This window comes from Stappia sp. TSB10GB4, assembly GCF_900185745.1.
Classification (GTDB): Bacteria; Pseudomonadota; Alphaproteobacteria; order Rhizobiales; family Stappiaceae; genus Stappia.
The window spans coordinates 47,520-58,660 of record NZ_FYAV01000066.1 but is presented as its reverse complement, the minus strand read 5'-3'; the positions used below and the strand labels follow the sequence as shown (position 1 = coordinate 58,660).

Sequence of the window (11,141 nt, the reverse complement as noted above, 5' to 3'; positions counted from 1 at the left end):
GTCTCTCCGGCGGCATCAACCCCGTGGAGTTGGAAGAGATGCTTGGACGTGTCCATGCCGATGCGCGTAATCTCGTTCATTGGGCGGCTCCTTCGATGTGTTGGGACCATCATCTTGGCGCAAAACGGCGCCGGATGGGGGCCGTCCACCCCAACGGGACCGGAGAGGCAGAAGCGGGTGTGGCGTCCTTCGGGAGCGTGGCCGAGAGGCTCTCGGCTCGCCGGTCCCGGCTCGGCGCTCGCGCGCCGTCCGGGAGGACGCCAAGGAGAGAGCCGCGCGCCGTCGCGGGCGCCGCACACCCCCCTCTGTCGGCTGCGCCGACATCTCCCCCTCATCTCTTTCGCGGGGGGGGGGGAGAGGGGCGCGCGCGGCTCGGCCAGCGTGTCGTCGCCAGCGCTCTGGCAACCAATAGCCCCCGGATCTCGCGATGCTCGTCCGGGGCGACCTCCGAGAGGATGCGAGGTCGGGCGTCACTCTCAGGAGGCGTCCCGGTTATCCCCCGTCCTCTCGTCGCACGGGGCTCCCCCTTTCGCCGTATTCCGGCATAGGCTGGCATCTGCCGCGCCGGGATCTCGTCCGTATCCGGCTCAAAGGGCGGGCGCCCACAATCGGGAGCGCGGCGCGATGGAGGCTTGAATGAATTTCCTCAAGAGCTATTCCGCACCGCTGCTCAGCGTCTTCCGCATCGCGGCGGGCCTGCTGTTCCTGCAGCACGGCACCACCAAATATCTCAGCCTGCCGCCGACGCAGATGTCCGGCGCCTCGCCGATGACCATGGGCGGCGCGGCCGGCCTGATCGAACTGGTGTGCGGCGCGCTGATCGTCCTCGGCCTGTTCACCCGGCCGGCCGCGTTCCTCGCCTCCGGCACGATGGCGGTCGCCTATTTCATGGTGCATGCGCCGCAGAACTTCTATCCGATCCTCAACGGCGGCGAGCTGGCGGCGCTCTACTGCTTCGCCTTCCTGTATCTTTCGGCGGCGGGCCCCGGCCCGATCAGCATCGACCGGATGCGCGGCGCGGCCTGAGGGTTTTCGCAGGACCATGATCCTGTGGGCGCGGCAGCAGTGCCGCGCCCGTTTGCCATCCCGGGCTCACGTCTCGACAAGGGCCTCGATGACCGCGCGCACGGCCGGCAGCACGCCGCGCCGATGCGGGGTGAGAATGGTGGTCGTGATGGTGCCGGCGCGCCAGCCGGGCAGGAGGGGGTGCAGCTCCCCGTCCTTCAGCGCACCGGCCGCGACATGCTGCGGCAGGCAGGCAATGCCGAGGCCGGCGCAGGCGGCGGCAAGCAGCATGCCGGCCTCGTCCAGCGACAGGCGGGTGCCGGGCCGGACTTCGGCGCGGGCGCCGTCCGGCCCTTCCATCTGCCAGGGCGCAGCGTTGCCGATGTCGATCAGCTCGTGACCGGCGAGGTCGGCCGGGGTCTGCGGCGTGCCGGCGCGCCGGAGATAGGCGGGCGCGGCGGCGAGGATCACCGCTTCCTCCGACAGGCGCCGCTGCATCAGCCCGGAATCGGGCAGCGGCCCACGGTGGCTGCGCAGGGCGATGTCGAAATCCTCATGGGCAAGGTCGACGAACCGGTCGCTGACATGCAGCTTCAGCGAGAGTTTCGGGTGGCGCTGCAGGATCGTCGCGAGCTTCGGCGCCAGATGGAAACGGGAGACGGGCACGGAGGCGGTGAGGCGGACCGTGCCGCTCGGCTCGGCAAGACGGCGGCGCACGACGGCCTCGGCCGCCTCCGCCTCGATCACCGCCGCGCGGGCATGCTCATAGACGTCGCGGCCGACATCGGTGAGACGGAAGCTGCGCGAGCTGCGATGCACCAGCCGGGCGCCGAGCTGGCGCTCCAACTCGGCAACGCGCTTGGCGACGGTGGATTTCGGCGCGCCGGACAGGCGGCTCGCAGCGGCAAAGCCGCCGCCCTCCACCGCCCGGACGAAGAAGCGCAGGTCATTGAGATTATACATGCCAGGCGTCCATATCTGTGGACTTGAAGGGGGCAGATCGGCGGCTAGAGCAGCAGCGTCCATGATTGCATAGTTCCGGCATCCGGGCGAGACCCCTCGCCCCGCAAGCAAAGGGACACGACATCATGACCCCGATCCTGTTCTACGGCGTGCCGGCGGGCTGCTCCTTCGGCTCCATTGTCGCGTTGGAATGGCTGGAGGTCCCGTATCGGCTGTGCCGCATCGACATGGCCGGCGAGGAGATCCGCAGCGAGGCCTATCGGCGGATCAACCCGGTCGCCGAGACGCCGAGCCTTGCCACCGCCGACGGCCGGCTGGTGGCGGAGAGCATGGCGATCCTCAATCACCTGGCGCCGCAGGGTGCGGACAAGGGCCTCGGCTTTCGCCAGGGGACGGCGGGTTTCGACCGGCTGAACCAGATGCTGGCCTTTCTCAACACGGCGCTGTTCGACGGGTTCAGCCCGCTCTGGCATGCCTATGAGCACGGCGTCGAGGGCGAGGCGAAGGCGGCGCTCGCCGCCTATGCGCGGGAAAAGCTTCTGGCCGCCCATGTGCAACTGGAGCGGATGCTGGGCGAGGGGCCGTATCTGCTGGGCGGGAGCCGGACGCTGGCCGATGCCTATTTCTACGGGATCGCGCGCTGGGCCGAATATCACGGCGTGCCGGATCGGAGCGCCTTCCCGCGCCTGCAGGGGCTGTTCGATCGTCTGGCGGACGATCCGGCGGTGCGCTTTGCCGCCGGCATGGAAGCGGGCGAGGAGGCGGCGTCCACCGGCGGGTTCCTCGGCCATGTGCGGCTGGAGGCGGCGCTCGAGGAACTGGGGCTCGCCTGATCCGCGCGGGAGCGGGTGTTACTGCTCCGGGGCGAGCACGCCGTCGATAAGCGCCGCGAAGACGGCGAGGAAGCCGGCCTCATTGGCGCCCGAGGCGATGTCGAGCGCGGCGCGGTCGAAGGCGGCGGAGAGGACGCCGGTCAGCGCATCGAGCGGCAGGGGGCGCAAGCTGCCCTGCCCGAGAGCCTCTGACAGCCCCTCGCGCAGGGTGCGGCCGGCATGCAGCGCGTCGAGCCGCATGGCCTCACGGGGCCCGAGCGCCGCCGGGCCGTCGACCAGCAGGATGCGGCAGCGGCCGGGCGCGCGCATGGCGGCAAAATAGGCCCGCGCGCCGGCGAGCAGTGCCTCGCGCGCGGACGGCGCCTCGGACGACCCGTCCTCAATCTCCCGCGCGACCGCCCGGCTTTCCGCCTCGAAGACGGCGGCGAAGAGCGCGGTCTTGTCGGCGAAATGGTGATAGAGCGCGCCGCGCGTGACGCCGGCAGCAGTGACGATCTCCGGCGTCGAGGTGTCGGCGAAGCCCTTTTGCGCGAACAGGCGCCGGCCGGCGGCGATCAGCTCGCCGCGCATTTCGGCGGAGCGCTCGGAATTGCCGCGGCCCTTGCCGCGCCGCCGGTCGGGCTTTTCGGTCATCGTGTCGGTCATGGCTTCGTCTCTTTACATACAGACTGCCTGTATGTATATGGATACAGGCAGTTTGTATGTGACATGGCGCGATGCCGGCAGGCAAGGGTTCGATGCCGGGACCGAACGAGCGGCGAGACGGCCGGGCCGCAGGGGCGGCGGGCGAGAAACGGAAGGACAGGCCATGAAGGTGACGAGCTATTACCCGGTGCTGATGACGGACGAGGTGGAGGCGACCGCGCGGTTCTACGAGACGCATTTCGGCTTTCATCGCGCCTTCAGCGCCGACTGGTATGTGCATCTGCAGTCGGAAAGCGATCCGTCCGTGAACCTTGCCGTGCTGGACGGCAGCCATGAGACGATCCCGGCGGCAGCGCGCGGACAGTCGGCCGCCGGCCTGCTGCTCAATTTCGAGGTGGAGGATGTCGACGCCGAATATGCGCGGGCGACGGCGGCGGGCCTGCCGATCCTGCTGGACATCCGCGACGAGGATTTCGGCCAGCGGCATTTCATCACGCGTGATCCCGGCGGCGTGCTGATCGACGTGATCAAGCCGATCCCGCCGAGCGCGGCCTTCCTGGCGCAATATGCGGAAGGTGCGGTGCCGGGTGCGTGAGCACGGGCTGGAGAGTGTGGACAAGGGGGGCGGGCGCGGCTTGCCAAGGCCGGGACGGGGAGGTCAGAATGCGGGCCGAACACCTGCCTTCTTCTCTCCCGAACACCGGAACCAGACATGCCGCATGCTGCGACCCTCAAGCTGCTCCAGGACTATTACGCCGCCTTCAACGCCGGCGACACGGCAGCGATGCTGGAACTCGTTACCGACGACATCGCCCATGACGTGAACCAGGGCGAACGGCGGCAGGGCAAGGCGCTGTTCGCCGCGTTCAACGACCACATGACGCGCTGCTACAAGGAAGAACTGTCGCAGATCGTGCTCTTCGCCAGCGAGGACGGCCGCCGCGCGGCGGCGGAGTTCATCGTCTCGGGCACTTACCTCGTCACCGACGAGGGCCTGCCGGAGGCGGAGGGGCAGACCTATCGCCTGCCGGCCGGCACGTTCTTCGACATTCGCGAGGGGCGGATCGCCCGCATCACCACCTATTACAATCTGCAGGAGTGGATCGCCCAGGTGGGCGCCTGATCCCCGTTCACGCCGGCAAGGAGGCCGTTGCCATGAAGGTCATCGTCGTCGGCGCCGGCATTGCCGGGCTCTCCACCGCCTGGTCGCTGATGAAGCGCGGCGTCGAGGTGGTGCTGGTCGAGCAGGGGCCGATCCCCAATCCGCTGTCGGCCTCGGGCGACCATCACCGGATCATCCGCCGCGCCTATGGGGCGCAGGGCGGCTATCAGCGGCGGATCGACGAGGCCTATGCCGCCTGGGACGAGATGTGGGCCGATCTCGGCGACAAGCATCTGGCCGATACCGGCTTCCTGCTGGTGTCGCAGACCGGGCGGGACGCGGCCGTCGACTATCGCGACAGCCTCATTGCCGGCGGCTATCCCGTTGAAGACCTGAGCTGCGAGGAGGCGGTGCGCCGTCACCCGTTCCTCGATCCCGGCGGCGTGCATTCGGCGGCCTTCAGCCCGGAAGGCGGCGTGCTGCTGTGCCGGCATATCGGCCGCGATCTGCTGGCCTTCCTGCAGGGCGCCGGTGTGACGATCCGCGCGCAGACGCAGGTGGTGGCAGTGGATGCGGCGGCAGGAAAGGTGCGGCTTGCCGGCGGCGAGGAGCTTGCCGGCGACCATGTGGTGGTGACGGCCGGGGCCTGGGTGCTGCAACTGTTCCCGCAGCTTGCCGACCGGCTGACCTCCTATCGCACGGCGGTCGCCTATCTCGCGCCGCCGGCGGATCTCGTCGCCGCCTGGGAGGCCGCGCCGGTGATCCTCGATGTCGGCGGCACGGTCGACGGCTATGTGCTGCCGCCGGTGCGCGGCACGGGGCTGAAGGTGGGCGCGGGCATCCACAAGGTGCGCGCCGGCGCCGACGAGCGGCGGGTGGCGGAGCCGGGCGAAGGCGAGCGGCTGCGCGATCATTTCGCCCCGCCGTTTTCGCGGATCAAAGAGTACCGGGTGAGCGAGGTCGTCACCTGCGCCTACACGTTCACCGCGGACGAGCATTTCTTCGTCGCCGGGGAGGACCGGCTGACCATCGTCTCGGCCTGCTCGGGCCATGGCTACAAGTTCGGCGCCGCCGTCGGCCGGCGGGTGGCCGAGGGGGTGCTGTCCGGCGACCGGGCCGGCTTGAGGGAGTGGCTCGAGGCGCGGGAGTGAGGGGCGTCTCGCCTGCCGCCCCTGGCTGGGCCTCTCCTTTCGTCATCCCGCACGCAGCGTGAGCCAGATGCGGGATCGGAGGGCCGAGGGGCTGGTGGCAGCGCGAGGACGCCCCTTGAGCGCCGTGGCTCTCCGGTCCCGGATCTTCGGCCTTCGGCCTCGTCCGGGAAGACGAAAGGAGAGGTTGGAGCGCATGAGCTACGCTGCCAACGTCCCGCCTCACGCCCGCCGAGGGTGCCAATGGGTCCCGGGTCGCGCTGCGCTTGCCCGGGATGACCTCCTGAGAGGGAGGCACGACCCCGCATCCCCTCTGCCGTCACCCCGGACGAGCATCGCGAGATCCGGGGGCTATTGGCTGCCAGAGCGGTTGCGAAAACAGGTCAGCCCCTCCCGTCTCGCGCGCCGCAAAAAAGCCGCCGTCCCGGGGGGCGGCGGCCTTGTCGTTTTCGGGCAAAGGCAAAGGCGTCAGGCGCCGGTCCTGCCTTCCTCCACCGCATCGCGGATGAAGCGCGGCAGCGCGAAGGCGGCTGCATGCACTTCCGGCGTGTAGTAGCGGGTGTCGAGCCCGGCGGCCTCGAAGCGCTGTTCCAGCACGTCGAGCGGCTGCCGGCGCAGGGCCGGATCGTCGCTGGCCCAGCCGAGCGCCATGTGGCCGCCGAAATAGGTCGGGATCGCCGCGACATAGGCATAGGCGTCGCGATAGATCTTCGAGAAGTGGCCGATGGAGGAGACCAGTTCGCCCTTCTGCAGGAAGGGGACGCCGTTCTGGGTGACCAGCACGCCGCCCGGCTTCAGGCAGTGATGGACGCCGCGATAGAACTCGGGCGTGAACAGCACGGCGCCGGGGCCCATCGGGTCGGTGGAATCCACCATCACCACGTCGAAGCGGCGATCCGTTTCGGCGACGAAGCGCGCCCCGTCGGCGATGACCAGGTCGAACCGGTCGTCCTGGAAGACGGAGGCGTTGAAATCGGCGAAATGCTCCTTGGAGAACGCGACGACGGCGTCGTCGATCTCCACCTGGGTCAGCCGCTCGATGCCTTTGTGCTTCAAGGCTTCCTCGGCCATGCCGCAGTCGCCGCCGCCAATGATCAGCACCTCGCGCGCCGCGCCATGGGCGAGGATCGGCACATGCGCCATCATCTCGTGATAGATGAACTCGTCGGCGGTGGTGACCTGGGTGACGCCATCGAGCATCAGGACCTTGCCGAACACCGGATTGGTGAACAGCACGAGATCCTGATGCTCGGAACGATCCTGGTAGAGGATGTCGTCGCAGGAATACTGCACCTGGACGCCCGGATAGAGCGTCTCGCGGAAGACCAGCCCGTCGCTCATGCGACCTTCTTTCCGCGCAGCAGCTCGCTGACTTCCGAACGCCCCGGACGGAAGGCGCGCTCCAACACCTCGACGCATTTTTCCGGCCGGGCGTCGCCGCACATGAACACGTCGAAGGCGGCATAGCCGGCCTCGGGCCAGGTGTGGACCGAGATATGGCTCTCCGCCAGCACCGCGACGCCGCTGACGCCGGTCGGCTCGAACGGGTGCAGGTGGATGTGCAGCAGCGTTGCCCCGGCCTCCTCGACGCAGGTCTTCAACGTCTCCTCGATGAAGGGAAGATCGTCGAGACGCGAGGCGTCGTAGAGGTCGATGATCAGATGCGAACCGGCACAGCGGACGCCCTCGCGCTCGATGAAGTGATCGAGCCGGTCGTCCTGCGTGTTGGCCGCAGGCGCGGTAATTCTGTTGTCTTCCGTATGGGTGGTGCTTCTCGGCACGTCGAAGGCATATGCGTCCGCAAACGATGCGTCGGCGCCCTCAATGTGACGTGCCTCCAAGTCCATCCCCAATTGGAAGAGGCCGTCGTCAGACATGGCGGTCTCCCCAACCAGCAGATGAAACCCGGGTTCAGTCCCGAACGGGCATGCTATAGGGTGCTTCGTGCTGCGATGCAATGGACGTTTTTCCGCAAGTCCCCCGAAACCGGCGAGAGCGCATGACGGCAGAGCTTTTTACTTTGACGGGTAAGCAAATCGAGGGCGTGCTCGAACCGCTGGCGGAGCTGCGGGTCAAGGTGTTCCGGGACTGGCCGTATCTCTACGAGGGCTCGCCGGACTACGAGCGGAGCTATCTGCGCCGCTACGCCGAAAGCGAGGGCGCCGTCGTGGTCGCGGCCTTAGCCGGCAAACAACTTGTCGGGGCGGCGACCGGCCAGCCACTGGCCGGCGAGGTGGCGGAGTTCCGCGATCCCTTCGAGGCTGCGGGATTCGATCCCGCGACGATCTTCTATTTCGCCGAATCCGTGCTGGACGCGCAGTGGCGGGGGCAGGGGCTGGGCCACGGCTTCTTCGATGCGCGCGAGGCGCATGCGTGCGCCCTCGGCTTCGACCGCGCGGCATTCTGCGCGGTGATCCGCCCCATGGACCACCCGGCGCGGCCGAAGGATTACCGCCCGCTCGACCCGTTCTGGCGCAAGCGCGGCTATCTGCCGGTCGAGGGGCTGACGGTCGGCTTCGACTGGCCGGATGTCGGCGAGACGGCCTCCAGCCGCAAGCGGATGCAGGTGTGGATGCGGGACGGCCTGCTGTCCGGTGCAGGGTGAGCGGCGAAAAACGAGCGGCGAAAAATGGGCGGCGAAAACAGGACCGGCGCAGAGTGACCCGCGCCGGACGGTGTTGGAGCAGGGAAAGGGCGGCCGTTACGGCTGGACCAGTTCCCAGGTGACGTTGACGCGCACCTCCAGCGAGCTCTCGCCGGCCTCCATCGGCGCGGGGGCGGCGTCCATCTTGGCTTCGCTGCGCGCCATCATCATCATCGGGCGCGGGCCGCCGAAGTCCTGCTCGTTGACCGAGAGCACCCGGCCGAGCCTGACGCCGGCCGCCTCGGCATAGATCTCGGCCTTGCGGATCGCATCGGCCATCGCCTCCTTGCGGGCGCTGTCCTTCAGCTTGCCTTCCTCGCTGACGATGAAGCTGACGCCGCCGATCTGGTTGGCGCCGTCGCGCACCATCACGTCGATCAGCCCGCCGAGCTTGGCAAGGTCGCGCACGCGCACGCCGACATTGTTGCTGACGCGGTAGCCGACGACCTCGCTGCGATAGTCCTCATAGCTCGCGCTCTTGATCTGCCGGTAGCGCGGCTGGACCGAGAAGCCGGAGGTCTGGATGTCGCGATCCTCGATGCCGGCCTCCTTGATGCGGGCGATGACGGTTGTCATCGCCTTGGTGTTGGCGGCCAGCGCCTCAGCGGCGGTGTCGGCATCGCTGACGACGCCGCTGGTGATCACCGCCATGTCGGGCGCGGCGCTGACCACGCCGGTGCCGACCATGTCGATGGTGGCGATGCGCGGGGTCTCCGCGGCCCGCACGGGCAGGGTGGCGGCGGCAAGGGCGAGCGCGCCGACGAAAGCAAGGCGGGCGGCGGTCGGGAGCGGGGTCATGAAATCTCTCCTTGAAAAGCGGTACAGGTCCGCCGCAGCCCTCGGGCGCGAAAGCGGAACGGCGCGACCTTCGCGAGCAATTGCGGCGGACGGAAGGCGCTTCTCCGGTGGCTTTCGGGTTCTTTCGGGTCATTGCGAATGCGGTGCGCCGGCAAAGCCGAAACGCGGTGCGCCGGGCTTGCGCCGATGGGTGCGGGCTCGGCCCGCACCCGCTCAAAAGACAAAAGGCACGAAGGCGATCAGCAGGTAGACCAGGAGCAGGGTCGCCAGATACGGCAGCACTGCCCTGGCGATCCGCTCGATCGGCAGCCCGGCTATGCTCGAGGCGACGAAGAGGTTGATGGCGACCGGCGGCGTCACCATGCCGATGGCAAGGCCGACCACGATGATGATCCCGAAATGCACCGTGTCGAGGCCGAGCTGGGCCGCGAGCGGCAGCAGCATCGGGGTCAGGATGATCAGCGCCGAGGCGGTCTCCAGGAAGACGCCCGCGACCAGGATCACCGCCATGACCAGCAGCAGCAGGACGTAAGGGTTGGAGGACAGCGACAGGGCAGCGCTGGCGATCTGGCCCGGCACCTGCCAGCTTGACAGGGTCCAACTGAGAACCGACGAGGCGGCGATCACGAACATGATCACCGCAGTGGTGACGCCGGCGCGGATCACGATGTCGTAGAGCCGTTTGAGCGTCATGTCGCGATGGATGACGAAGGAAATCAGGATCGCATAGTTCACCGCGATGACGGCGGCCTCTGACGGGGTGAAGATGCCGGAGAAGATGCCGCCGAGGATGATCAGCGGCGCCATCAGGCCCCAGCTCGCGGCGACGAAGCTGCGCCAGATGGTCCGCAGGTTCAGCGCCGTGCCGCGGGGATAGGCGCGGCGGTGGCCCTGGATGAGCGCGACGATGATCAGCCCCACGCCCATGGCGACGCCGGGAATGAAGCCGTTGAGGAAGAGCTTGGCGACCGATTCCTGCGCGATCACCGCGTAGATGATCATCGGCACGGAGGGCGGGATGACAACGCCGATGGTGCCGGAGGCGGCGATCAGCGAGGCGGCCGAGGCTGGATCGTAGCCCTTGCGCTTCAGCTCGGGAACGAGGCTCGCGCCGACGGCGGCGGTGGTCGCCGCGCCCGAGCCGGAAATCGCGGCGAAGAACATGCCGGCAAAGACGGAGACGATAGACAGCCCGCCCTTGATGAAGCCGAAAAGGCTGTCGGCAAACGCCACGAGACGCTTGGAAATCTCGCCCTGCGCCATGACATCGCCGGCCAGGATGAACATCGGCACGGCGACGAGGGCGAAGGAGTTGATGCCGGAGAACATCTGCTGCGGCACTGCCATCAGCGAGGTGTTGGCCATGTGAAGGGCCGTCATGGTGGCCGCGCCGATCACGATGGCGACCGGCAGACCCATGAGCAGGAACAGGACGAACAGCCCGAAGAGAACGAGGCTCATGCCCGGTGATCCTTCGCTGGCACCTGGGGTTCGATCTCCGCCTCGATCTCAGAATGCGGCTCTCGCACGCCTCGTCCGGCCAGGAGCCGGATCAGGTCGATGGATGACAGGAGGGCGATCAACGCGGCGGTGATCGGCATGACGACATAGACGTAGTTCATCGGCAGGCGCAGCGAAGGCGACTTCTGGAAGCTCTGCAGCATCGTATAGCGCCAGCCGACCCAGGCCAGTGCGACCAGGAAGGCGATCGTGACGAGGAGCGCTGCCCCCGTCACGATCCGTTTGAACGCGGGTGGCAGGTTGTCGCGCATGAGCGTCACCGCGATATGCCGCCCCTGCTGGTAGGCCAGCGTGGCGCCGAGGAAGGTGATCCAGATCAGCAGGAAGCGGGCGACTTCCTCTGTCCAGCTCACGGATGTGAAGAACACCCGCGAGACGATCTGGAGCGTGATGACCGCGATCAGCGCGGCCATCCCCACGAACACAACGGGCTTGAGCACCTCGCCCAGAAGGCGGTCAATCCACGCCAACCGCGCCAGCAT

The 11,141-nt window shown here is 68.1% G+C and carries 13 protein-coding genes; 6 read left to right on the top strand and 7 right to left on the bottom strand.

What is annotated here, in order from left to right; genetic code table 11:
* Nucleotides 1–636: 636 nt before the first annotated feature.
* On the top strand, nucleotides 637–1,026 hold the full coding sequence (locus tag TSB10GB4_RS19285; RefSeq protein WP_186397076.1) for a DoxX family protein: 390 nt from the start codon (nucleotides 637–639) through the stop codon (nucleotides 1,024–1,026).
* Between the two features lie 66 nt (nucleotides 1,027–1,092).
* On the opposite strand, the gene TSB10GB4_RS19280 is transcribed toward TSB10GB4_RS19285, so the two are convergent.
* A complete protein-coding gene (locus tag TSB10GB4_RS19280; protein ID WP_186397075.1) occupies nucleotides 1,093–1,968 on the bottom strand; it encodes a LysR family transcriptional regulator in 876 nt (291 codons plus the stop codon).
* 125 nt (nucleotides 1,969–2,093) lie between these two features.
* Here TSB10GB4_RS19280 and TSB10GB4_RS19275 point away from each other — a divergent pair, with 125 nt between their 5' ends.
* Nucleotides 2,094–2,801, top strand: a complete 708-nt coding sequence (locus tag TSB10GB4_RS19275; RefSeq protein WP_186397074.1) for a glutathione S-transferase family protein — start codon at nucleotides 2,094–2,096, stop codon at nucleotides 2,799–2,801.
* Between the two features lie 18 nt (nucleotides 2,802–2,819).
* On the opposite strand, the gene TSB10GB4_RS19270 is transcribed toward TSB10GB4_RS19275, so the two are convergent.
* A complete protein-coding gene (locus TSB10GB4_RS19270; RefSeq protein ID WP_305849864.1) occupies nucleotides 2,820–3,446 on the bottom strand; it encodes a TetR/AcrR family transcriptional regulator in 627 nt (208 codons plus the stop codon).
* A gap of 163 nt (nucleotides 3,447–3,609) precedes the next feature.
* On the opposite strand from TSB10GB4_RS19270, the gene TSB10GB4_RS19265 reads away from it, so the two are divergent.
* The 3 genes from TSB10GB4_RS19265 to TSB10GB4_RS19255 all read left to right on the top strand — a co-directional run bounded on the left by TSB10GB4_RS19265 (nucleotide 3,610) and on the right by TSB10GB4_RS19255 (nucleotide 5,699).
* Nucleotides 3,610–4,041 carry a VOC family protein gene (locus tag TSB10GB4_RS19265; RefSeq protein WP_186397073.1) on the top strand — a complete coding sequence of 144 codons (432 nt, stop codon included), beginning with the start codon at nucleotides 3,610–3,612 and terminating at the stop codon, nucleotides 4,039–4,041.
* Nucleotides 4,042–4,158: 117 nt separating this feature from the next.
* A complete protein-coding gene (locus TSB10GB4_RS19260; protein WP_186397072.1) occupies nucleotides 4,159–4,569 on the top strand; it encodes a ketosteroid isomerase-related protein in 411 nt (136 codons plus the stop codon).
* Between the two features lie 32 nt (nucleotides 4,570–4,601).
* Complete coding sequence (locus TSB10GB4_RS19255; RefSeq protein ID WP_186397071.1) at nucleotides 4,602–5,699, top strand: FAD-binding oxidoreductase; 1,098 nt, start codon at nucleotides 4,602–4,604, stop codon at nucleotides 5,697–5,699.
* 465 nt (nucleotides 5,700–6,164) lie between these two features.
* On the opposite strand, the gene speE is transcribed toward TSB10GB4_RS19255, so the two are convergent.
* Nucleotides 6,165–7,037, bottom strand: coding sequence for a polyamine aminopropyltransferase (gene speE / locus TSB10GB4_RS19250; RefSeq protein WP_186397070.1), 873 nt, complete (start codon nucleotides 7,035–7,037; stop codon nucleotides 6,165–6,167).
* Nucleotides 7,034–7,573, bottom strand: coding sequence for an adenosylmethionine decarboxylase (speD, locus tag TSB10GB4_RS19245; RefSeq protein ID WP_186397069.1), 540 nt, complete (start codon nucleotides 7,571–7,573; stop codon nucleotides 7,034–7,036). The genes speE and speD overlap by 4 nt, the downstream gene beginning before the upstream one ends.
* A gap of 143 nt (nucleotides 7,574–7,716) precedes the next feature.
* On the opposite strand from speD, the gene TSB10GB4_RS19240 reads away from it, so the two are divergent.
* Nucleotides 7,717–8,301 carry a GNAT family N-acetyltransferase gene (locus TSB10GB4_RS19240; RefSeq protein ID WP_371328919.1) on the top strand — a complete coding sequence of 195 codons (585 nt, stop codon included), beginning with the start codon at nucleotides 7,717–7,719 and terminating at the stop codon, nucleotides 8,299–8,301.
* A gap of 96 nt (nucleotides 8,302–8,397) precedes the next feature.
* Here the strand turns inward: TSB10GB4_RS19240 and TSB10GB4_RS19235 are convergent, their stop codons facing one another.
* The 3 genes from TSB10GB4_RS19235 to TSB10GB4_RS19225 form a co-directional block, all read right to left on the bottom strand.
* Entirely contained in the window at nucleotides 8,398–9,138 is a 741-nt protein-coding gene (locus TSB10GB4_RS19235) for an SIMPL domain-containing protein (RefSeq protein WP_186397067.1), read from the bottom strand.
* 213 nt (nucleotides 9,139–9,351) lie between these two features.
* Nucleotides 9,352–10,599, bottom strand: coding sequence for a TRAP transporter large permease (locus TSB10GB4_RS19230; protein ID WP_186397066.1), 1,248 nt, complete (start codon nucleotides 10,597–10,599; stop codon nucleotides 9,352–9,354).
* Complete coding sequence (locus TSB10GB4_RS19225) at nucleotides 10,596–11,141, bottom strand: TRAP transporter small permease (RefSeq protein ID WP_186387288.1); 546 nt, start codon at nucleotides 11,139–11,141, stop codon at nucleotides 10,596–10,598. The genes TSB10GB4_RS19230 and TSB10GB4_RS19225 overlap by 4 nt, the downstream gene beginning before the upstream one ends.

What these genes read in the sequence shown, in the direction of transcription:
- TSB10GB4_RS19285 (WP_186397076.1), top strand. Translation starts at nt 637, where the DNA reads ATGAATTTCCTCAAGAGCTATTCCGCACCGCTGCTCAGCGTCTTCCGC.
- TSB10GB4_RS19280 (WP_186397075.1), bottom strand. Translation starts at nt 1,968, where the DNA reads ATGTATAATCTCAATGACCTGCGCTTCTTCGTCCGGGCGGTGGAGGGC.
- TSB10GB4_RS19275 (WP_186397074.1), top strand. Translation starts at nt 2,094, where the DNA reads ATGACCCCGATCCTGTTCTACGGCGTGCCGGCGGGCTGCTCCTTCGGC.
- TSB10GB4_RS19270 (WP_305849864.1), bottom strand. Translation starts at nt 3,446, where the DNA reads ATGACCGACACGATGACCGAAAAGCCCGACCGGCGGCGCGGCAAGGGC.
- TSB10GB4_RS19265 (WP_186397073.1), top strand. Translation starts at nt 3,610, where the DNA reads ATGAAGGTGACGAGCTATTACCCGGTGCTGATGACGGACGAGGTGGAG.
- TSB10GB4_RS19260 (WP_186397072.1), top strand. Translation starts at nt 4,159, where the DNA reads ATGCCGCATGCTGCGACCCTCAAGCTGCTCCAGGACTATTACGCCGCC.
- TSB10GB4_RS19255 (WP_186397071.1), top strand. Translation starts at nt 4,602, where the DNA reads ATGAAGGTCATCGTCGTCGGCGCCGGCATTGCCGGGCTCTCCACCGCC.
- speE (WP_186397070.1), bottom strand. Translation starts at nt 7,037, where the DNA reads ATGAGCGACGGGCTGGTCTTCCGCGAGACGCTCTATCCGGGCGTCCAG.
- speD (WP_186397069.1), bottom strand. Translation starts at nt 7,573, where the DNA reads ATGTCTGACGACGGCCTCTTCCAATTGGGGATGGACTTGGAGGCACGT.
- TSB10GB4_RS19235 (WP_186397067.1), bottom strand. Translation starts at nt 9,138, where the DNA reads ATGACCCCGCTCCCGACCGCCGCCCGCCTTGCTTTCGTCGGCGCGCTC.
- TSB10GB4_RS19230 (WP_186397066.1), bottom strand. Translation starts at nt 10,599, where the DNA reads ATGAGCCTCGTTCTCTTCGGGCTGTTCGTCCTGTTCCTGCTCATGGGT.
- TSB10GB4_RS19225 (WP_186387288.1), bottom strand. Translation starts at nt 11,141, where the DNA reads ATGCTGGCGCGGTTGGCGTGGATTGACCGCCTTCTGGGCGAGGTGCTC.